14 protein-coding genes and 3 pseudogenes are annotated in these 20621 nt (G+C 63.4%); 5 read left to right on the top strand and 12 right to left on the bottom strand.

Annotated features, from left to right (window positions below; translation table 11 throughout):
* Nucleotides 1–117: 117 nt before the first annotated feature.
* Nucleotides 118–2214, bottom strand: a complete 2097-nt coding sequence (locus ACCQ03_RS14050) for a M13 family metallopeptidase (RefSeq protein ID WP_150146585.1) — start codon at nucleotides 2212–2214, stop codon at nucleotides 118–120.
* Nucleotides 2215–2602: 388 nt separating this feature from the next.
* Nucleotides 2603–4744: a M13 family metallopeptidase gene (locus tag ACCQ03_RS14045; protein WP_244664217.1), complete on the bottom strand. Its 2142-nt coding sequence runs from the start codon at nucleotides 4742–4744 to the stop codon at nucleotides 2603–2605.
* Between the two features lie 410 nt (nucleotides 4745–5154).
* Between ACCQ03_RS14045 and ACCQ03_RS14040 the strand changes: the two genes are divergently transcribed.
* Nucleotides 5155–6750: a phytoene desaturase family protein gene (locus ACCQ03_RS14040; protein ID WP_150146579.1), complete on the top strand. Its 1596-nt coding sequence runs from the start codon at nucleotides 5155–5157 to the stop codon at nucleotides 6748–6750.
* Nucleotides 6751–6857: 107 nt separating this feature from the next.
* Here ACCQ03_RS14040 and ACCQ03_RS14035 read toward each other — a convergent pair.
* Nucleotides 6858–7676: pseudogene (locus tag ACCQ03_RS14035) on the bottom strand (Oar protein); the annotation flags it as partial.
* Nucleotides 7677–7740: 64 nt separating this feature from the next.
* Between ACCQ03_RS14035 and ACCQ03_RS14030 the strand changes: the two are divergent.
* The gene (locus ACCQ03_RS14030) at nucleotides 7741–8712 is read left to right on the top strand and encodes an IS5 family transposase (RefSeq protein WP_150147813.1); all 972 of its coding nucleotides are present in this window, start codon (nucleotides 7741–7743) and stop codon (nucleotides 8710–8712) included.
* Nucleotides 8713–8834: 122 nt separating this feature from the next.
* Here ACCQ03_RS14030 and ACCQ03_RS14025 read toward each other — a convergent pair.
* From ACCQ03_RS14025 to ACCQ03_RS14010, 4 genes and pseudogenes are all read right to left on the bottom strand, one after another.
* Nucleotides 8835–9908: pseudogene (locus ACCQ03_RS14025) on the bottom strand (TonB-dependent receptor); the annotation flags it as partial.
* A gap of 105 nt (nucleotides 9909–10013) precedes the next feature.
* Nucleotides 10014–10991, bottom strand: coding sequence for an IS5 family transposase (locus tag ACCQ03_RS14020; protein ID WP_372359824.1), 978 nt, complete (start codon nucleotides 10989–10991; stop codon nucleotides 10014–10016).
* Nucleotides 10992–11056: 65 nt separating this feature from the next.
* Nucleotides 11057–11125 (bottom strand): annotated as a pseudogene (locus ACCQ03_RS14015) (twin-arginine translocation signal domain-containing protein); the annotation flags it as partial.
* Nucleotides 11126–11487: 362 nt separating this feature from the next.
* Complete coding sequence (locus tag ACCQ03_RS14010) at nucleotides 11488–14478, bottom strand: TonB-dependent receptor plug domain-containing protein (RefSeq protein ID WP_209227495.1); 2991 nt, start codon at nucleotides 14476–14478, stop codon at nucleotides 11488–11490.
* A 332-nt stretch (nucleotides 14479–14810) separates the two neighbouring features.
* Here ACCQ03_RS14010 and apbC point away from each other — a divergent pair, with 332 nt between their 5' ends.
* Nucleotides 14811–15662, top strand: coding sequence for an iron-sulfur cluster carrier protein ApbC (gene apbC / locus ACCQ03_RS14005; protein ID WP_209227497.1), 852 nt, complete (start codon nucleotides 14811–14813; stop codon nucleotides 15660–15662).
* A 93-nt stretch (nucleotides 15663–15755) separates the two neighbouring features.
* Nucleotides 15756–16325, top strand: a complete 570-nt coding sequence (gene dcd / locus ACCQ03_RS14000; RefSeq protein ID WP_005912996.1) for a dCTP deaminase — start codon at nucleotides 15756–15758, stop codon at nucleotides 16323–16325.
* A gap of 157 nt (nucleotides 16326–16482) precedes the next feature.
* On the opposite strand, the gene ACCQ03_RS13995 is transcribed toward dcd, so the two are convergent.
* From ACCQ03_RS13995 to ACCQ03_RS13980, 4 genes are all read right to left on the bottom strand, one after another.
* On the bottom strand, nucleotides 16483–16668 hold the full coding sequence (locus tag ACCQ03_RS13995; protein ID WP_057678827.1) for a LiaF transmembrane domain-containing protein: 186 nt from the start codon (nucleotides 16666–16668) through the stop codon (nucleotides 16483–16485).
* A 246-nt stretch (nucleotides 16669–16914) separates the two neighbouring features.
* Nucleotides 16915–17082 (bottom strand): LiaI-LiaF-like domain-containing protein, encoded by a 168-nt coding sequence (locus ACCQ03_RS13990; RefSeq protein ID WP_008577498.1) that lies wholly within the window; start codon nucleotides 17080–17082, stop codon nucleotides 16915–16917.
* Between the two features lie 27 nt (nucleotides 17083–17109).
* Entirely contained in the window at nucleotides 17110–17544 is a 435-nt protein-coding gene (locus ACCQ03_RS13985; RefSeq protein ID WP_057678826.1) for an HIT domain-containing protein, read from the bottom strand.
* Entirely contained in the window at nucleotides 17541–18203 is a 663-nt protein-coding gene (locus tag ACCQ03_RS13980; RefSeq protein ID WP_039567227.1) for a dienelactone hydrolase family protein, read from the bottom strand. Before ACCQ03_RS13980 ends, ACCQ03_RS13985 begins: the two co-directional genes overlap by 4 nt.
* A 181-nt stretch (nucleotides 18204–18384) precedes the next feature.
* Here ACCQ03_RS13980 and rimO point away from each other — a divergent pair, with 181 nt between their 5' ends.
* A complete protein-coding gene (rimO, locus tag ACCQ03_RS13975; protein WP_150146576.1) occupies nucleotides 18385–19758 on the top strand; it encodes a 30S ribosomal protein S12 methylthiotransferase RimO in 1374 nt (457 codons plus the stop codon).
* A gap of 334 nt (nucleotides 19759–20092) precedes the next feature.
* On the opposite strand, the gene greB is transcribed toward rimO, so the two are convergent.
* A complete protein-coding gene (gene greB, locus ACCQ03_RS13970; RefSeq protein WP_150146573.1) occupies nucleotides 20093–20599 on the bottom strand; it encodes a transcription elongation factor GreB in 507 nt (168 codons plus the stop codon).
* Nucleotides 20600–20621 lie beyond the last annotated feature (22 nt).

Below are 20621 nucleotides of genomic sequence, written 5' to 3'. Positions count from 1 at the left end.
CCGTGCAGGCAGGCGCCTGCTGCCGTTCGTCCTCGCTAACGGCCGTTTGCATGAACGTGACAGGCCCGCGCGTGCGGGCCTGTACGGAGGTGTCGCATTGGAAGCCCTTGCAGTCGCTTACCAGATCACCACGCGGTCCTTGTCCGGGCGCACCATCGCATCGCCTGCCTTGCAGGAGAACGCCTGGGCGAACTGCGGCATGTTGGAGGGCGAGGCGATGGCCCGCAGGTTGGAGGGCGAGTGCGGGTCGGAAGCCAGATAGACCAGTTGCTGCTGCTCGCGGACCCGCTCGCGCCAGTTACGTGCAAAGCCCAGGAAAAACCGTTGTTCCGGGCGGTAGCCATCGATCGCCTGTGCGCGCTCGGGATGCGCACGCAATGCGGTTTGCAATGCGTCGTAGGCAATGTTGATGCCGCCCAGATCGGCGATGTTTTCGCCCAGGGTGAGCTTGCCGTTGACGTGCAGGGTTGGATGGTTCGGCAGCGGCACATAGGCGTCGAATTGCTTGACCAGCAAATCTGTGCGTGCTTCGAAGGCTTTGCGATCCTGCGGGGTCCACCAATTGACATTGTTGCCCGCACCATCGAACTGGCTGCCTTGATCGTCGAAACCATGCGACGCCTCATGGCCGATGACGGCGCCGATCGCGCCGTAGTTCAGCGCGTCATCCGCGTTGGCATCGAAGAATGGCGGCTGCAGGATGGCGGCCGGGAAATTGATGGTGTTCGTCTGGGGGCTGTAGTACGCGTTGACCGTCTGCGGCGTCATCGTCCAGCGCTTGCGATCGGTGGGTTTGCCGATCTGCGCAATGTCGTAGTGGTAGTTGAACTTCGCCGCGGCCTGCAGGTTGCGGTAATACGCGCCAGGCACGATATCCAGCCCGGACCAGTCGCGCCACGTGTCCGGGTACCCGATGTTGGGCAGGAAGGTTTCCCACTTCGCCAAGGCCTTGGCCTTGGTTTGCTCGCTCATCCAGTCGACGTGCTCGATTCGCGTCTTGAGTGCGGCGCGGATGTTGTCCACCAATTCGGCGGCGCGTTGCTTGGTGTCGGGCGTGAAGACCTTGGCGACGTACAGTTGGCCCAGGCCTTCGCCCATGGCGACGTTGACCGCACCAAGGACGCGCTTCCAGCGCGGCCGCTGTTCGGGCTGCCCGGACAGCGTCTTTCCATAAAAGGCGAAGTTGTTATCGACGAACGCCTTGCTGAGCTGCCTGGACGCGTCATCGATGGTGTGGAAGCGCAGATATGCCTGCCACTGCGCCACCGGCGCGGTGGCTAGTTGTTGGTCGAATGCTGCAAAAAAGCGCGGTTGCGACAGCGAGAAGCCGGGGCCGACATCCACGCCCTGCGCGGCGAAGAAGGTTGTCCACGAAAAGTGCGGCGTGATCTTGTCGGCATCGGCAACGCTGAGGAAGTGGTATTGATTCTTGGGTTGGCGGGCGTCGGTCGGTGCAAGCGATGCAGCAGCCAGGCGCGATTCGAGGGTCATGACGTCCTTTGCCTGGCGTTTGGCCGTGTCGGCATCGCTGCCGGTGAGTTCGAACGACTTGGCGATGTAGGCGAGGTAGGCTGCGCGGATGGGAGCGTATTGCGCAGCGGTGTAATAGTCCTTGGTCGGCAGGCCCAGGCCACCTTCCCCGGCAAAGCCGATCTGCTGCTCAGCCTTGTGGAAATCGGGGCCGGCACCGAACTCGAACACGAGTGCGTCGCCCTCTGCGTAGCGTTTGGTGATGTAGTCGGCAATCGCGGTGCTGGAGTCGAGTGCGGCAATGGCTTCCAGCTGCGGACGGATGGGCTGGTCGCCTGCTGCTTCGATGGCGGCTTCATCCATGCCGGAGGCGTACAGCAAGCCCAGCTTGCGGGTCAGGGGATCGGCCTGTTTGTCTGCCTGCTTTGCGGCGGCTTCGATAATCTGTCGCTGCGTGGCCAGGCTCTTTTCCAGCAGTTCGTCGAACACGCCCCAGCTGGTCTTGTCGGGTGGGATCGGATTGGCCTTGGCCCACTTGGCATTGACGAAGGTATCCAGGTTCGTGCAAGCGCCCGACCCGGTATCCAGATCGCCGATATCGAAGGCAGGCCTGGATGCAGGAGCGGTTGCTGCGGGCGCCTGCGTGGCCGGCATTGGCACGTTGCGATCGTCGGGCGTGCGGTTGCAGCCCCCCAGGGCGACCAGCAGGGAAAGGGCGAGTGTCGAAGTCTTGATGGCCGACATGGAGGAAAGTCGCGGGAAGGAGCGCCGAGGATAGGCGGGCGCTGCCGTGCTGGCGCATGCATGTGAGCTTTGTTGAGCCTTGCATTTAAGTTGCCGACTGTCAGCCCACAGATGCGCCTGATGCGCGAAGAAACACCGCATCACGCCATCCCGCGAGCGAACAAACAGCGCGGTAAACCTCGGTGATCAGGGCTGTTCAACGCAGGGCGCGCGATTGCCGCCTGATGGATGCAGGCACGGCCGGTGCACCCTGTACGGGACAAGGCCTGGTGCGTCCGGGCGTTTGGACGCGCAGCGCGCGATCGTGCCGGCATTGCACTGCATTGCCTCCAAAAAAACGGGCGACGATCTTTCGATCGCCGCCCGCATCAGTTACAGCAATGCGCAATTACCAGATCACGACCTGCTTGTCGCCCTGGCGCACCATCGCATCGCCCGGCTTGCACGAGAACGCGGCGGCGAATGCCGGCATGTTTGAAGGCGCACCGATGGCGCGGAAGTTGGCCGGCGCATGCGGGTCGGTCTTCAGCCGCACGACCAGTTCTTCCGGGGTGAAGTTGCGACGCCACACCGTGGCCCAGTTGAGGAAGAAGCGCTGGTCGCGGGTGATGCCGTCGGTCTTGGGGTCGTCCTTGCCGGCGGTGGCGGTCTTCATGGCGTCGTAGGCGGTGTTCAGGCCACCCAGGTCGGCGATGTTCTCGCCCAGGGTCAGGTCGCCCTTGACCTTGTCGCCGGCCGGCGTGCGGTAGCCGTCGAACTGCGCCACCAGCTTGCCGGTGCGGGCCTTGAACGCGTCCAGGTCCTTCTGCGTCCACCAACCCGGATCGGGGATGAAGTTGCCATCGGCGCCGAAGCGGCTGCCCTGGTCGTCGTAACCGTGGGTCATCTCATGGCCGATCACTGCACCGATGCCGCCGTAGTTCATTTCTTCCGGCGCATTCGGGTCGAAGAACGGCGGCTGCAGGATGGCGGCCGGGAACACGATCTCGTTCTGCAGCGGGTTGTAGTAGGCGTTGACCGTCTGCGGGCTCATGCCCCATTCGGTCTTGTCTACCGGCTTGCCGATCTTGGACAGGTTCCACTTGTAGTTGAATTCCTGCGCCGCCATCACGTTGCCCAGGTAGCTGTCGCGGCCGGTGCTCAGGCCGTTCCACTCGCGCCACTTTTCCGGGTAGCCGATCTTGGGCGTGAAGCTTTCCCACTTGGCGATCGCCTTGGTCTTGGTCTCCGGGCTCATCCAGTCCAGCTTTTCGATGCGGGCCTTGAGCGCGGTGCGCAGATTGGTCACCAAGGTTTCCATCTTGGCCTTGGAATCGGCCGGGAAGGCGACCTTGACGTACAGCTGGCCCAGCGCTTCTCCGGCCTGGCCGTTGATGGTGGCCAGCACGCGCTTCCAACGCGGCTTGATTTCCTTCTGGCCGCGCATGGTCTTGTTGTAGAACGCAAAGCTCTCATCGACGAACGGCTGGCTCAGGAACGGCGAAGCGCCATCGACGGTGTGGAAGCGCAGGTAGGCGCGCCAGATCGCCGGGTCGGTGTCGGCGATCATCTTGCTCACTTCCTGGTGGAAGGCGGGGATCGCCAGCGAGAACATCTCCGGCGTGGCCACGCCCTGCGACTTGAAGAACTCGGTCCACGACCAGTTCGGGGTCAGCTTGTCGGCCTCGGCCGGGGAAATCGGGTTATAGGCCAGCGAGGCATCGCGCGACATCTGCGTGCTGGTCTTGGAGACCTTGGCCAGGCGGGTTTCGAAGGCGACCACTTGCTTGGCCTGCGCGGCGGCATCGGCCGCAGCCACGCCGGACAGTTCCAGCACCTTGGCCACGTGCGCCTGGTAGGCCTCCAGCTTGGCCTTGTTGGCGGGGCTGGTGTAGTACTCCGGGTCCGGCAGGCCCAGGCCGCCCTGCATGGCGTAGGCGATGTTCTGGCTGGACTTCTTGAAGTCCGCTTCGGCGCCGAAGCCGAAAAGCGCGTTGTTGCCCTTGGCCGCGCTGCTGCGCAGGTAGTCGACCAGCTTGGTCTGGTCGCTGATGGCGTCGATGGCGGCCAGTTCCGGCTTCAGCGGCTCGATGCCCTGCGCATTGATCTTGGCTTCGTCCATGCCGGTCGACCACAGGTCGCCGACGATCTTTTCCACGCCGGTGGCCTTGCTGTCGGCGGCGGCTTGTTCCACCAACTGCCGCTGGATCGCATTGGAGCGCTCGTCGAGCATCTCGAACGCGCCCCAGCTGGTGCGGTCGCTCGGCACCGGGTTGGCGGCCAGGAACTTGGCATTGGCATAGGCGTTCAGATCGGTACAGGCGTTGCTGCTGGGGTCCAGGTCGGCCGCGGTGAACTGGTTCACTGCCGGCAGCTTGCTCTGGTCCAGGGTCAGCGTCTTGGGCGCCGCCGGGGTGGTGGCCGCGGTGTCGCCCGCCGGGGCCGCGGGAGCGGCGTCTTCGGACTTTTTGCAACCGCTCAGGGCGGTGGCCACGGCCAGGGTCAGCGTCAATAAATGAGGTGTACGAATCACGAAGGACTCCAGAAGCATCAATGGGAAGCCCCGTCGCCGGGGCCGTGGCCGGCACTCTACGCCTCGCCAGCCGGATGGCATGGTGTCGAAGGTCATGGGTGCGGGGTGTAGAGGGCCGGGCGAGGCGCCAGCTGTTGGGGCGCGGCGGCGTCGACCATCATGTGAGCCACCTGGCCAGCGCCAGCAGTGCAACGGCGGCGCTGCCGATCACGCAATATCCAGCTGTCGGCTTGACGTGCCGGCCTGCTCAGCCGCGAATCCTTAGGCGTGGCACTTGCTGCAACGCCTAAGGCGACTTTGCAGCGGCCGTTCTTCGTCTTGCCGGCGGCACGCGCCGGCGCGTGGGTGCGTTGGGAGCGACGGGCAGGTGCTCAGACGCTGCCGCTGCCAGATGGTGGGCGCGGGTGAGCGGTGCTATATACCAGTGCATGCCCATCGCCCCTGAACCTTTGGATGCACTGATCATCGGCGCCGGCCACAATGGGTTGGTGTGCGCTGCCTATCTGGCCAAGGCTGGCAAGCGGGTGCTGGTGTTGGAAGCGCGCGAGGTGGTTGGCGGCGCGGCGGTGACCGAGGAATTTCATCCCGGTTTCCGCAATTCGGTGGCGGCGTACACGGTGTCGTTGCTGCAGCCCAAGGTCATCGCCGATCTGGCACTGGAGCGCCATGGCCTGCATGTGGTGCCGCGACGGATCAACAATTTTCTGCCGTTGCCGAACGGTGACTATCTGCTTGCCGGGGCAGGGCGCACGGCACAGGAAGTTGCCAAGTTTTCAGCGCGGGATGCTGCCGCCTTGCCTGCCTACGAAGCGCGGTTGGAGCAACTGGCCGACGTATTGCGTGCGCTGGCCTTGCAGCCACCACCCGACGTCACCGATGGCGGCTGGCTGCGGGCATTGCCGCAGCTATGGCAGGCAGGCAAGCTTGGGCTGCAGTTGCAAGGCCTGCCGCTGACATTGCGCCAGGAGCTGTTGGACCTGTTTACGATTTCAGCGGCCGAGTATCTGGATCGCTGGTTCGAAAGCGCGCCGATCAAGGCCTTGTTCGGCTTCGATGGAATCGTCGGCAATTACGCCAGCCCCTACACGCCGGGCACCGCCTACGTGTTGTTGCATCACGTGTTCGGGCAGAGCAATGGGGTCAAGGGAGCGTGGGGCCACGCCATCGGTGGCATGGGCGCGATCACTCAGGCCATGGCCGCCAGCGCGCGCGAGCACGGGGCGCAGATCCGTACCGGCTGCGCGGTGGCGCACGTGCTGGTAGAGCAGGGGCATGCGGTCGGTGTCGTCACGACTGCTGGCGACACGATCCGCGCCCGCGCGGTCGTGGCCAACGTCAACCCGAAATTGCTGTATCAGCGCCTGATGCGCCCAGGCGACGTGCCTGCGACGACGCGCGAACGTATTGCCCATTACCGCTGCGGGTCGGGCACCTTCCGCATGAATGTCGCGCTCTCGCGCCTGCCGGACTTCACCGCGTTACCCGGCGATGGCGATCACCTGACCGCCGGCATCATCCTGGCACCGAGCCTGGACTACATGGACCGCGCCTGGCATGACGCGCGCACGTTGGGATGGTCGCGTGAGCCCGTGGTCGAACTGCTCATTCCCAGCACCCTAGACCACACCCTTGCGCCGCCGGGCCAGCATGTCGCCAGCCTCTTCTGCCAGCATGTAGCACCGCAACTGCCCGACGGCAGGCGATGGGACGATTACCGCGAAGAGGTGGCCGATCTGATGATCGCCACGGTGGAGCGCTACGCGCCCGGGTTTGCCGCATCGGTCCTGGGCCGGCAAGTGCTGAGCCCGCTCGATCTGGAACGCATCTTCGGCCTGGTTGGCGGCGACATCTTCCACGGCGCCCTTAGCCTCAATCAACTTTTCAGCGCACGCCCGCTGCTGGGCCAGGGTGCGTATCGCGGCGCGGTGCCGGGGTTGTATCTGTGTGGATCCGGGACCCATCCCGGCGGAGGTGTGACGGGTGCGCCTGGGCATAATGCGGCGCGGGTGATTCTCCGCGGCTGAGCCAAACCGCTACCCATCTGCAAAAAAAGCCCCGAACTAGCCGCGGCTTGGAGCAAATACCGATGACGGATCGAAGACGTCGTGACGTCTTCGATCCTCTTTTCGCATCAGAAATCGTACGAGGCGGTTAGGCGTACATAGCGTGGCGTGTTGTAGTTGTAAGGCTGCAGACCTACCCGGTAGGTGTTGGAGACGTTGAAGGGAACATCGCCTTCGTAGACGCCATCGACACGATTGACCGTTCGATCGTTGAGGACGTTGAAGATCTGCACGCCAAAAGCCAGCTTGTGATCGGCGAACGTCGGGCGGTAGGTCAAGCCCAGATCGAGGTTCTTGATCCACGGCGTACGGCCTGCGTCGCCAGGAGACGATGGTTGTAGGCCGCAATAGTGGTACGAAGAGCCGTAGCCGATCGGGTCGTAGTCGACCGCCGCCGCATCCGGGCCGCCGTAGAAGCCCAAGCAACTGATCGGTGTGCCCGACATCACGCGAAGGGTAGCGGAGGCCATCCATTCCGGGTTGATCTGGTAGGCACCGAACGCCTTGATCTGGTGGCGCCGATCATTAGCCAGGCTGCCGCCGGCGTAATACATCAGCTCGGCAGAATCCCAATCCTGCGTTTTGGATACGTCGGCCTGGCCGAGGTCCGACTTCACCTGACCTTCGGTGTTGCCGTAGCTGTGCGACCAGGTGTAATCGATGCGGCCGTACCACTTTTCATCAAACGGGTGTTCCAGGAACAGGTCGACCGAGACATAACTGCGCTTGGCTTTGTCGGTGAAGCCCCAGTCGGACTGCGACATGGATACTTGGGTATATCCGGAGCCATCCACGTTAGCGAGATTGTAGGTGTTGGTTTTACCTGGGTTGAACATTACGCAGCCGGGAATATCTACCGCGTCCGGGTTGCCACCGCTAGCTTCTAAGGAAACTCTGAACAATCCATCGTGATCTGCCACAATCGATCAACGACCCGAGTAGACGATTTCGATGCAGCTGACCTTCGGCGACGCGGAGTACAACGGCAAGCGCAAGCGGACGCGGCGTGAGGTGTTCTTGGCCGAGATGGACCAGGTCGTGCCGTGGAAGGACCTGCTGGCGCTGATCGAGCCGCACTACCCGAAGTCGGGGCAGCCGGGGCGACAGCCGTATCGGCTGGAGACCATGCTGCGCATCCACTTTTTGCAGCAGTGGTATGCACTGAGCGATCCATCGGCGGAAGAAGCGCTGTACGACACGGTGTCGATGCGCCGTTTCGCCAAGATCGGCGGGCTGGATGAGGTGCCGGACGAGACGACGATTCTCAACTTCCGCCATCTGTTGGAGCAGCACGATTTGGCGCGCAAGCTGTTCAATCGGGTCAACGCGCACCTGTCGCGCAAGGGGCAGAGCTTGCGCGGCGGGACGATCGTGGACGCCACGATCATCGCTGCGCCCAGCTCGACCAAGAACAAGGATGGCGAGCGCGATCCGGAGATGCACCAAACCAAGAAGGGCAACCAGTACTACTTCGGGATGAAGGCGCACATCGGGGTGGACGATGACTCCGGGCTGGTGCACCACGTGGAGTGCACGGCGGCCAACGTGGCCGATATCACACAAGCGCACAAGCTGCTGCACGGCAAGGAGGACACGCTGTGCGCGGACAGCGGCTACACCGGGCTTGAGAAACGCGAGGAGATGAAGCGCAAGCGCAAACTGCGCTACCTGATCGCGGAGAAGCCCTCGAAGCTGAAGCAGATTAAGAACAAGCGCGAACTGAAGTTGGCCAAGCGCTGGGAGCACACAAAAGCCAGCCTGCGTGCAAAGGTGGAACACCCGTTTCGGGTGATCAAGCGCCAGTTTGGCTACGTCAAGGTGCGCTATCGCGGTTTGGCGAAGAACACCGCACAGATGCTGATGCTGTTTGCGCTGTCGAATCTGTGGCTGAAGCGCAAAGAGTTCATTACCGCCGCGGGGTAGGTGCGCCCGTAATCGGGACGATACCCCGAAAAAGCGCCAAAAACGGCGAAAAACCGAGGATCTGAGCGCGGTCACCGCGACCGATATGGCTTACCACATCCTCCGATCGCGTTGTTCAGACCTTCCTTAATGTTCCAGTCGATCTTTCCGTAGAACTTTGGCGAGCTGTATTCGTAATGATTGCGTCCTTGCGCGGTAGCCGCGGTCGCTGTGTTGGTTGCCGCACCGTCGGTCTTGTCGGTTTCGCCAGCAACGAAGATAAACAGTTTGTCTTCAATCAGCGGGCCACCGGCGTAGGCGCTATAGACCGTGCGGCTTTGCACGTCGCCCTTGCCGCTGCGATAGATCGTGCCCGGCAGATCAGGATCCTCATACTTGTAGCGCGGATTGGAGTTGAGCGTATTGCTTGGGTACCAAACATCGCCGACCGAACTCGCTAGGTTCTTCGGCTCCCACACCGCCTGCGCGCCGAAGTGCCATTCGTTGGTGCCGCGCTTGCCGACCTGGCTGATCACGCCACCTGTCGAGCGCCCGTAGCGCGAGCTGTAACCACCGGTATAGGTTTCCTGCTGATCAATTGCGCCATAGGGCAGGCTGACGCCACCCAGGTTGCTCAGTGGATTGCTGACGTTGAAACCATTGATGTAATAAGCATTTTCGGTAACGCCGGAACCGCCGAAAGAGACCACCGAGCGCGAACCGTTATTGAACGCGCCGCTACCAGCCACCGCACCCGGCGCCAGCAACGCAATCGCTTCGGCGCTGCGGCCCAGCGGCAAGGTAGCCAACTGCTCGGACGTGATCACCGAGCGCGAGCTGGTCGAGCTGACATCGATCTTCGGCGCGTTGGCGGCGGTGACGGTGATCGCGCCGAGCGTGGTTGCATCGGCGTTGCTGCCCGATGCGGCCGCGCCAGCGAAGGACACTTCGGTGCCCGAGCCGACGCGCAGCTGCACGTTCTTGCGGGTGTCGACGACCTGGTCGCCGCGCTTCAGGGTGACGGTGTAGGCGCCCACCGGCAGCGAGCCGAGGTTGTAGCGGCCATTTGCATCCACCGTGATGGTGCGGCTGAGACCGGTGTCGCTCTGCACGACGATCGTGCTGCCGGCTTCGGACGGGGCGCTACCGTAAATGCTGCCGGTGGTGCTCTGCGCGTAGACCGCGCCGTTGGTTAGGGAAGGTCTGAACAACGCGATCGGAGGATGTGGTAAGCCATATCGGTCGCGGTGACCGCGCTCAGATCCTCGGTTTTTCGCCGTTTTTGGCGCTTTTTCGGGGTATCGTCCCGATTACGGGCGCACCTACCCCGCGGCGGTAATGAACTCTTTGCGCTTCAGCCACAGATTCGACAGCGCACACAGCATCAGCATCTGTGCGGTGTTCTTCGCCAAACCGCGATAGCGCACCTTGACGTAGCCAAACTGGCGCTTGATCACCCGAAACGGGTGTTCCACCTTTGCACGCAGGCTGGCTTTTGTGTGCTCCCAGCGCTTGGCCAACTTCAGTTCGCGCTTGTTCTTAATCTGCTTCAGCTTCGAGGGCTTCTCCGCGATCAGGTAGCGCAGTTTGCGCTTGCGCTTCATCTCCTCGCGTTTCTCAAGCCCGGTGTAGCCGCTGTCCGCGCACAGCGTGTCCTCCTTGCCGTGCAGCAGCTTGTGCGCTTGTGTGATATCGGCCACGTTGGCCGCCGTGCACTCCACGTGGTGCACCAGCCCGGAGTCATCGTCCACCCCGATGTGCGCCTTCATCCCGAAGTAGTACTGGTTGCCCTTCTTGGTTTGGTGCATCTCCGGATCGCGCTCGCCATCCTTGTTCTTGGTCGAGCTGGGCGCAGCGATGATCGTGGCGTCCACGATCGTCCCGCCGCGCAAGCTCTGCCCCTTGCGCGACAGGTGCGCGTTGACCCGATTGAACAGCTTGCGCGCCAAATCGTGCTGCTCCAACAGATGGCGGAAGTTGAGAATCGTCGTCTCGTCCGGCACCTCATCCAGCCCGCCGATCTTGGCGAAACGGCGCATCGACACCGTGTCGTACAGCGCTTCTTCCGCCGATGGATCGCTCAGTGCATACCACTGCTGCAAAAAGTGGATGCGCAGCATGGTCTCCAGCCGATACGGCTGTCGCCCCGGCTGCCCCGACTTCGGGTAGTGCGGCTCGATCAGCGCCAGCAGGTCCTTCCACGGCACGACCTGGTCCATCTCGGCCAAGAACACCTCACGCCGCGTCCGCTTGCGCTTGCGCTTGCCGTTGTACTCCGCGTCGCCGAAGGTCAGCTGCATCGAAATCGTCTACTCGGGTCGTTGATCGATTGTGGCAGATCACGATGGATTGTTCAGAGTTTCCTTAGGCATGCACCGAGCACGACAGCGAGGGCGGTGCGTTTGAGGACTTGGCGACGAAACTGATTGCTCATTCCTGACCTTTCAACTGGAGTTCGGATAAGGGGCGGTCATCGGGGAGTCAGATGGCCTTAACCCGAACGTAATGAATGCCTGCTACAGAGTGCAAGCGTCTGACATGATTTGTTAATGAAATAACCCGAATCCGCGTCGAAAGTGAGGAATTCGGCACAAAGTGGCGTTGTGTTGCACACGTAGGCAAACGGCCTGGAGCGACGCTTTCGACTTAATAGTTACGTTCGATACAGATTGCTTGGTGTAACCGACTGGATCGAACGCTTTGAATATTGCGCGCGGCAAGCGAAGATCTACCGCGTTGGCAAAGCCGCAAAAAAAAGCCCCGACAAGCGGGGCTTTTTCTAGGTGCGTGGGGCCGTCAGAATTTCACCGTCGTCCCCAGGTAGAAGAACCGGCCCACGTTGTCATACAGCGCAGATGTGAAATCCGCGCCGAAGTAGTTGCGTGGCGGATCCTTGTCGAAGGCGTTGTCGATGCCCAGGTACACGTCGATCTTCGAGCCGGGGAATTGATAGCCGAACTGAAAGTTGTGGTAGACGTACGAGCCGTTCCTGATCGGGCTGGCCGAGCCAGGGTTGCTGTTATAGCTCTCCGGGGTCACGCGCAGGTTGCCGTCCACATAGTTCATGTCCCACGAGGCGCGCCACTCGTTCCGGTTGTACTTGGTCTGGAACTGCGCACGCCAACGCGGGTCGGTCACGGAGGTCACATACTCGTCGTATTCGGCCGGGAAGTCCTGGAATACCCATTCGCGCGACTGGATCAGGCGGGTGCCGACGAAGCGCAGCACGGTATTGCCTTCGCCGAGCCGGAAGCGGTAGTCCATTTCCAGATCCACGCCCACGCGACGCGAACGGGCGAGGTTTTCGTTGAGTGCCTGCCAGCCGATGATGCTGTGCTCGGGATAGATGCGCCCCTGCGGGTCGGTGAAGCCGCCGAGCGGGGCGCGCTGCACGAAGCCGCAAAAACTGTTGCCGATCCCGCCGGGGTTATCCACGCAACGGGTGGCATTGGTTTCCGCGGTCACCGTGCCGATGGCATCGCGCAGGTCGATGCGCCAGTAGTCGATCGACATGCCGAATCCTTCGAAGAACTCCGGCTGCCACACCACGCCATACGAGAGGCTGCGCGCGCGCTCCGGCTTGAGTTCCGGATTGCCGCCGCTCACGCCGGGGCGCGTGGAGGTATAGGTGTCGATCCAGCCGACCGGCACGCCCAGCGCGCTGCAGTTGGCCTGACGCAATGCCACATCGCCGGCGGTGCCGGGGCGGTTGGTGTTGGTGGGCAGGTAATTGCAGGGGTCGTTGATGGTGGCGAAGTTTTCGCTCTGCGATGCGTACAGCTCGCCGATGCTGGGCGCGCGTACGGCCTGTGCCAGCGTGCCGCGCAACCGCAGCGACGGGATGATGGTCCAGTCCAGCCCGATGTTCCAGGTCTTGGTCGAGCCGATGCTGCTGTAGTCCGAATAGCGTCCCGCCACGTCCAGCGCCAGGCGCTCCACGCCCGGCAGGCCGGCCAGCAGCGGGACGGTGCTTTCGACGAACACTTCCTTGACGCTGTAGTCGCCGCCACTGTTCGGGATCGCGTTGAGGAAGGTCGCGCCCGACGCGGCCAATGGATCGGCGACTTCCTCGCTCTGTTCCTTGCGGTATTCCACGCCGCCGGCAAAGCCGATGTCGCCGGCCGGCAGCGACAGCAGGCTGCTGTTGGCCACCGAAGCACTGAACACGGTCTGCTGGATCTTGGCCTGCGAGCGCGCGGTGGTGTTGAACCACGCAGCCGCTTCCGGGGTAACCGCCCCATTGCCGAACACGCTGAAGGGCACGCAGCCTTCGCGGGCCAGTGCCGAGTACACGCGGCCGGTATTGGGATTGACTGCAGTCGGATCCAGCGTGGTGCGGCACACGATGTTGCCGCTGGCATCGCGCGCCGCATCGATACCGGCCTGCCAACGCTCGTTGATACGGTTGTTGAGGTTGAGGCGGTCGACCGTGGTCTTGCCGTAGTTGGCAGATACGTCGTAGGTCCAGTTGTCGGTGAAGTTGCCTTCGGCACCGAGCACGGCGCGGTAGGTCTTGCGCTCGATGTTTTCGCCGCGACGGCCGGCATCGACGTTGAAGCGGTTCATCAGGATCTGGGTGGCGCCGCGCGAATCCATCAAGGCGCCGAGTTCGGGACTGACGTACGGGTTCTGGCGACGCACGCGCAGCGAGCTGTCGAATGCGGGTTGGCTGAAGAATTCCGAATCGGTTTCGCTGTATTTGCCTTCGAAGAACACGCGATGGTTTTCGCTGATCTCGAAGTTGATCATCGTATTGACGCTTTTGCGGTCGAAGCCCGGTTGCAGGTCGGCCACCGCGTTGAGGTCGACAAAATCGCAGTCCACGCACGAGGTGTTGCTCACCACCGAGCCGTCGTAACGGTTGCGCCGGAAGCTGCCATCGTCGTTGAACAAATAGCGGTTGCCGTAGCTGGCCGGGTTACGGAAATCGAACGTGCCCAGGTTGAAGGTGCCGCCGTAGGAGGTCGAATGGTTGCCGCCAGGGCCACTGAGCACGTTCTGGGGGTTGCGTTCGCTTGCCGGACGGGTGGGGTCGAAGCCGGGATTGGGCACACTCACCAGATACTCGCGGCCGATGGCGCGATTGCCGCGACCAAAGCGATCTTGCTTGCTGTATTCGCCGGACACCGCGATGTTGCCGCGGCCGCCTGCGAAATCGGTACCGGCAGAAAAGCTGGCAAACGAGCGGTTGAAATTGCCTTCGTCGGCCAGGCCGGTCTGCGCGCGGGTTTCGAAGCCGGTGAACGATTTCTTGAGAATGAAATTGACCACGCCGGCCACGGCGTCGGCGCCGTACACCGCGGACGCGCCGCCGGTGATGACTTCCACGCGTTCGATCCATTCCACCGGGATCGTGTTGACGTCCACCGCGGTTGAACCCGGGCTGGAGCCCACATGGCGACGGCCGTTGACCAGCACCAGCGTGCGGTCTGCACCCATTGCGCGCAGGTCGAGCAGGCCCAGGCCGGCCGTGCCGATGAAGCGTGTGGAGTTGCCTAGCGTGTAGGTCGGGGCGAGTGCCGGCATACGCGCCATCAGGTCGCTGAGGGTGGTCGCGCCGGTGGCGCGGATTTCCTCTGCGGTGATCGCGGTGACGGGCGAGGGCGTGACAAAGCCGGTGCGCGCGATCCGCGAGCCAGTGACGGTGACTTTGTCCAGATCGGTCGTATCGGGCGCGACGCCATTTTCCGATTGGGCGGCGGCGTTGCCTGCGGACGCGGCAAGTACGCCGAAAAGTGCGGTGCTGAGGCGGTGGTGGCGGGTGCGTTGCGGGGTACGGCTCGACATGATGCTGCAGATCCTTGCTTGAAATTCGATTGGCACAGCTGGGCTCGCTGAGCGCCGGCTGAACTTTTCGAACGTAACAATTCCTTAATTTTGTGTCCATATTTGCAAAATATGTCACACCATGGCACGCGGCAACGCGCGAGCGTCGGTCGGGGTTGCCGAACACATCAGCTGTTTTTGGCCGAGCCAGTACACTGACGCCCTCTTTGATGTCGCGCCGGGCGATGCTTGCCTCGCTCGCGCATTGGCACACAACCAGTCGAGTAAGCGATGAACACAATGGTGGAACGTGGTTCGGTAGCGGCACGCGCCGTTGCGCAGGCAGTTGGCGCATGACGGGCGAGCGCAGAATCGCCGCGCACGCGGTGCAGGGCGCATTGGCGCCACATCCGCGCATCCGCAACGTGATTGCGGTGGGGTCGGGCAAGGGCGGCGTGGGCAAGTCCACCACTGCGGTGAATCTGGCACTGGCGCTGCGTCAGTTGGGCGCGCGCGTCGGCGTGCTGGATGCCGATATCTATGGCCCCAGCGTGCCGGCGATGCTGGGCCTGAGCGGGCGCCCGGACAGCCCGGACAACAAGTCGATCGAGCCGTTGCGTGCGTTCGGGATCGAGGCGATGTCGATCGGCCTGCTGGTCGATCAGGACACCCCGATGATCTGGCGCGGGCCGATGGCGACGTCCGCGCTGACCCAGCTGTTCAACGACACCCTGTGGGACGACCTGGACTATCTACTGATCGACCTGCCACCGGGCACCGGCGACATCCAGTTGACCCTGTCGCAGAAGATTCCGGTGGCCGGTGCGGTGATCGTCACCACCCCGCAGGACATCGCCACGCTGGACGCGCGCAAGGCCTTGAAGATGTTCGAAAAGGTCGAGGTGCCGGTGCTGGGCATCGTCGAGAACATGGCGGTGCATACCTGCAGCAACTGCGGGCATCGCGAGCATCTGTTCGGCGAAGGTGGCGGCGAGCGCATGGCGGCGCAGTACGGCGTGCCGTTGCTGGGCTCGTTGCCGCTGGAGATTACAATCCGCGAGCAAGGCGATACCGGTCAGCCGATCGTGGTCGCCGCACCGGAGTCGGTGGCGGCCAAGGCCTACCTGGCGGCGGCGACGCGGCTTGCCGAGGAGCTGGGCAAGCGCCCACGCGCCAGCATCCCGATCTCGGCGTCCCTGTTGTAGCGCATCGGGGCCGGCGATGCCGGCCGCTGGTAGAATCCGCCGTCTTCGCGCGGGCCGCTCGGCCTGCCGCCTTCCGTCTTCAAGGAACACCGCATGAGCATCAAGAGCGACCGCTGGATCAAGCGCATGGCCGAACAGCACGCGATGATCGAGCCGTTCGAACCCGGCCAGATCAAGCACGATGCCGCCGGCCAGCGCATCGTCAGCTTCGGCACCTCCAGCTACGGGTACGACGTACGCTGCTCGCGCGAGTTCAAGGTCTTTACCAATATCAACTCGACGATCGTCGATCCGAAGCACTTCGATCCCGGCAGCTTTGTCGATATCGAATCGGATGTCTGCATCATTCCGCCCAACAGCTTCGCACTGGCGCGCACGGTGGAATATTTCCGCATCCCGCGCGACACGCTGGTGGTGTGCCTGGGCAAGAGTACCTACGCACGCTGCGGCATCATCGTCAACGTGACCCCGCTGGAGCCTGAGTGGGAAGGCCACGTGACGCTGGAATTCAGCAATACCACGCCGCTGCCGGCGCGCATCTATGCCAACGAAGGCGTGGCGCAGATGCTGTTTTTCCAGTCCGACGAAGTGTGCGAAACCTCGTACAAGGATCGCGGCGGCAAGTATCAGGGCCAGACCGGCGTGACCCTGCCGCGCACGTAAGGCAGCGACCAAGACGACTGCGCTCACTGCCAGGCGGGCGCGGCCGGCATTCGGAACCGGCATGTACGCTGCGTACATACCGGGTCGTTCATGCCGGCCTGCCGGGCTGCTCACCAGGTTGTTGGCCGCTCTTGATGCAATGGGGCGGCCGTGACCTTCAGCAGGTTGCGGCCGTTTTCTCGCGATAGCGCAGCAGCTGGCGCACGCCGGCGGCGATCAGAAATACCGGCCACCAGGTTGCGATCAGGTTGCCCACGTCCAGATGGGCCAGCCCCAGGTTGTCCAGCAGAAACAGCGCGCCCATGACAATCAGGAACAGGGCGGGGATCAGGCGGTAGTTCATGGCGATGTCCTCGTTGGGTATGAGGCCATGCTGCGCCCGATGCGCCCCGCGATCAGGTGCCGGAAGTCAACAATTGCAGATGACAAACGTCATGCCGGTCGCCTCATTCTGTGCGACTTCGCCAGCGGAGCGCAGCAGCGCACCTCAACGCGCAAGCGCCAATCCCGTCGATCCGCTGGAACATCAGCAGCGCAATCAGCCCGCTCTAACCAATCCCGAATCCCAACTCCTCAATCCCGGCGCCACCTATTTGCCGCGCCCGAACAGCATGCCGATTCCGCATGCAACCAATGCGGCTGGCCACCACGTGGCGATCAAGCGACCAATGCTGAGATTGGTCCAGCCCAGGTTGTTGGCCAAGAACAGCAGGCCGACGAGGATCAGGATCAGCGCGGCGACGACATTGGATTTCATGCGGGAGACTGGTTGAAAGACAGGCGCCTATCGTAGCCGTTGCGCCCACGTCGCGACATGCTGCTGCAACGCGTCGGCCGTAAAGCGCTGCGCACTGCCGCTGCCCCAGACGGGCCCGGGCCAGGCGGCATCGCCGGGGTGACGGCCGACCAGATGCACATGCAGCTGCCGCACGATGTTGCCTAGCGCGCCGATATTGAGCTTGCCCACCCCAGGTTCGGCGCGTAGCAACTGCGAGAGCTGGTTGATTTCGGCCAGCAATAAACGCTGCTGGCCGCCATCCAGATCGATCCACTCACTGACATCGGCCACCCGTGGCACCAGCACTAGCCACGGGAAGCGGCTGTCGTCCATCAGCCGCACCTGCGACAGTGGTCCGTCGGCGACGAACACACTGTCGGCTGCAAGGCGCGGATCGAGCTGGAAGTCGCCCGCAGGCCTGTCCGGTGCGGCGTCGCTCATCCCAGGTGCGCCGCGAAGAAGCCCAGGGTGCGCTCCAATGCACGCTCGGCGCTGTCGGCGTCGTAGTGGGTGGGGTCGATGCTGCGGTTGAAGGCGTGCCCGGTCGGATACACGAAGGTTTCCATCTGCGGCAGTTTCTCGCGATGGGCCTGGATCGCCTCGGGCGGGATGCTGGCATCGCGCTCGCCGAAGTGGAACATCACCGGCGCCTTGGGGGTTTCGTCCAGCAGCTGGGTGTTGCGGCCGCCGTAGTAGCTCACCGACGGCAGCCCCAGGCGAATGGCCGACAGCAGCGCGACCGAGCCGCCCCAGCAGTAGCCCACCGTGCCCACCTTGCCGGCGCGGGTCAGCAGGGTGGCGGCGGCTTTCACCACCTCCACAGCGCGCTCCAGGCCGACCGCATTGGCCAGTGCCAGGCCCCGCTGCAGGCTTTCCTGGTCGTACGGCAACTGCACATCTTTTTCTTCCAGATCGAAAAAGGCCGGTGCCAGCACCTCGTAACCGCGCGCAGCGTAATCGTCGGCCACCGCACGGATATGTTCGTTGACGCCGAAGATCTCTTGAATCACCACCAGGCCGCCGCGCGGGCTGGAAGCGGGTGTGGCGTGCCAGGCGGCGACTTGGCCGTCGGGGGTGTCGAGCGTGGTCCAGTGACCCATGGAAACTCCTGCTGCAGTCTGGGGGAGGCGCGCATTATCGACCGGATCGGCGGGGGTGAAGGTGAGGGTTCCGCTAAGATGGCCCCGCGTGCGCGGCATGCGGTTCAGAGCGCCGCCCCCGCGCCGCTATAATTGACCCGCTCAGGCCCCAGGCCGCTCCGTTTCCCAGGCTCCTGCTTCCATGTCCCAGCTGAACCCCAAAGTCGGCTTCGTCAGCCTTGGCTGCCCGAAGGCGCTCGTCGATTCCGAACGCATCCTCACCCAGCTGCGCGTGGAGGGCTACGACATCGTGCCCAGTTACGACGCCGCCGATGTGGTGGTGGTCAATACCTGCGGCTTCATCGATTCGGCGGTGACCGAATCGCTGGATGCGATCGGCGAGGCGATGAACGCCAACGGCAAGGTCATCGTCACCGGCTGCCTGGGCAAGCGCCCGGAGCAGATTCGTGAGGCGTACCCGCAAGTGCTGGCGGTATCCGGCCCGCAGGACTACCAGAGCGTCATGGAGGCAGTGCACGCGGCGTTGCCGCCGCGTCACGATCCGTTCGTCGATCTGGTGCCGGACTACGGCATCAAGCTGACCCCGCGCCATTACGCTTACTTGAAGATTTCCGAAGGCTGCAATCATCGGTGCAGCTTCTGCATCATTCCCTCGATGCGCGGCGATCTGGTCTCGCGTCCGGTCGATGAAGTGCTGCGCGAAGCCGAGCGGCTGGTGCGCGGTGGCGTCAAGGAATTGCTGGTGGTGTCGCAGGACACCTCGGCCTACGGCGTGGACCTGAAGTACGCCGAGCGCCCGTGGCGCGACCGCATGTACCAGACCCGCATGAAGGCGCTGTGCGAGGGCTTGTCGGAGCTGGGCGTGTGGACGCGCCTGCATTACGTGTACCCGTACCCGCACGTGGACGATGTCATTCCGCTGATGGCCGAAGGCAAGCTGCTGCCGTATCTGGACATCCCGTTCCAGCACGCCAGTCCGCGCATCCTCAAATTGATGAAGCGCCCGGGCGCGGTGGAAAAAACCCTGGAGCGCGTGCAGCGCTGGAAGGCAATGTGCCCGGAGATCACCGTGCGCTCGACCTTCATCGTCGGTTTCCCTGGCGAAACCGACGCCGAATTCGAATCCCTGCTGGACTTCCTGGATCAGGCGCAGCTGGACCGCGTCGGTGCGTTTGCGTATTCGCCGGTCGACGGCGCCAGCGCCAATGCCTTGCCGGACCAGGTGCCCGAGGAAGTGAAGCAGGAGCGCCAGGCGCGCTTCATGGCCAAGCAGGCGCAGATCTCTGCGTTACGTCTGGAATCCAAGATCGGCAGCGTGCAGCAGTGCCTGGTGGATGTGATCGAAGACGACATCGCGGTCGCCCGCTCGCGTGCCGATGCCCCGGAAATCGACGGGCTGGTGCATATCCAGAACGGCGGCGAGCTCGGCTTGAAGGTGGGCGATCTGGTCGATGTGGAAATCACCGACAGCGACGAGCACGATCTGTTCGGTGATGCACTGCCGTCTGGCCCTGCGATGCAGCCAGGACGGACGTTGAACCTGCAGATCGTCTAGCCGCCGCAGGCTGCCGGATGGCCGATGGTCGATGGCCGATCGCGTCGGTGCTCCCGGCTGCGCCGGACCGTCGGCGCACATGCCCGCTGGGCACGCCAAGCCACAGGGGCGGGCCTGCGCGCGACGCGGCGTGCCACGCGCAGTCGCCCCCCCCACACGACGCGCTGCACTACCCGCATCGCGTGTGGGCATGACAGTGCCGCATGAGGGAGCGTGCGAGCGCATCAGCGCGCCGCGAGGCAGTGCTGGGGTCATAGGTGTTCGGTTCTCCGGGTGTCGATGACCGCCGTTGCTGATGCACGGCGCCAGAGTCGCTTCGCGCGCTGTCTATCGCCTACAACGGCACGTATTGCACCGACACCACCACAAACGTGTGCTTGCCGGCCGGCAAGTGCGCGTCGAATTCGTCGTCCACGCGCTTTTTCAGTAGTGCGCGCGCCAGGGGCGAATCGATGCTGATCCAGCCGCGTCCCGCATCGGTTTCGTCCGGGCCGACGATGCGGTAGCGCAGCAGCTCGCCGCTGTCGGCATCTTCCAGTTCCACCTGCGCGCCGAAGAACACCGCGTTCGCGTCGGTGGGTGCCGTATCCACCACGCGCAACGTTTCCAGCCGTTTGCTCAGATAGCGCACACGCCGATCGATTTCACCGAGCTGCTTCTTGCGATAGGTGTATTCCGCGTTTTCAGAGCGGTCGCCTTCGGCGGCGGCCGCCGCAAGGGCACGTACCACGTCGGGCCGGCGTACGCGCCACAAGTCGTCCAGCTCGGCCTTGAGGCGGGCATGGCCTTCGGGCGTGATCAGCGCGGTGCTTTTCTCGGCAGGTGGGCGCCAACGGCTCATGGGGCAGGCAGTTTCGAACGGC

Source organism: Xanthomonas sp. NCPPB 3569 (genome assembly GCF_041475645.2).
GTDB lineage: Bacteria > Pseudomonadota > Gammaproteobacteria > Xanthomonadales > Xanthomonadaceae > Xanthomonas > Xanthomonas phaseoli.
The sequence above is the reverse complement of the archived record's forward strand: the minus strand, read 5'-3'. Positions and strand labels throughout refer to the sequence as shown.

Excerpts from the sequence above, each read along its gene's own strand:
- ACCQ03_RS14050 (WP_150146585.1), bottom strand. The coding sequence starts at position 2,214 with ATGTCGGCCATCAAGACTTCGACACTCGCCCTTTCCCTGCTGGTCGCC.
- ACCQ03_RS14045 (WP_244664217.1), bottom strand. The coding sequence starts at position 4,744 with ATGCTTCTGGAGTCCTTCGTGATTCGTACACCTCATTTATTGACGCTG.
- ACCQ03_RS14040 (WP_150146579.1), top strand. The coding sequence starts at position 5,155 with ATGCCCATCGCCCCTGAACCTTTGGATGCACTGATCATCGGCGCCGGC.
- ACCQ03_RS14030 (WP_150147813.1), top strand. The coding sequence starts at position 7,741 with ATGCAGCTGACCTTCGGCGACGCGGAGTACAACGGCAAGCGCAAGCGG.
- ACCQ03_RS14020 (WP_372359824.1), bottom strand. The coding sequence starts at position 10,991 with ATGCAGCTGACCTTCGGCGACGCGGAGTACAACGGCAAGCGCAAGCGC.
- ACCQ03_RS14010 (WP_209227495.1), bottom strand. The coding sequence starts at position 14,478 with ATGTCGAGCCGTACCCCGCAACGCACCCGCCACCACCGCCTCAGCACC.
- apbC (WP_209227497.1), top strand. The coding sequence starts at position 14,811 with ATGACGGGCGAGCGCAGAATCGCCGCGCACGCGGTGCAGGGCGCATTG.
- dcd (WP_005912996.1), top strand. The coding sequence starts at position 15,756 with ATGAGCATCAAGAGCGACCGCTGGATCAAGCGCATGGCCGAACAGCAC.
- ACCQ03_RS13995 (WP_057678827.1), bottom strand. The coding sequence starts at position 16,668 with ATGAACTACCGCCTGATCCCCGCCCTGTTCCTGATTGTCATGGGCGCG.
- ACCQ03_RS13990 (WP_008577498.1), bottom strand. The coding sequence starts at position 17,082 with ATGAAATCCAATGTCGTCGCCGCGCTGATCCTGATCCTCGTCGGCCTG.
- ACCQ03_RS13985 (WP_057678826.1), bottom strand. The coding sequence starts at position 17,544 with ATGAGCGACGCCGCACCGGACAGGCCTGCGGGCGACTTCCAGCTCGAT.
- ACCQ03_RS13980 (WP_039567227.1), bottom strand. The coding sequence starts at position 18,203 with ATGGGTCACTGGACCACGCTCGACACCCCCGACGGCCAAGTCGCCGCC.
- rimO (WP_150146576.1), top strand. The coding sequence starts at position 18,385 with ATGTCCCAGCTGAACCCCAAAGTCGGCTTCGTCAGCCTTGGCTGCCCG.
- greB (WP_150146573.1), bottom strand. The coding sequence starts at position 20,599 with ATGAGCCGTTGGCGCCCACCTGCCGAGAAAAGCACCGCGCTGATCACG.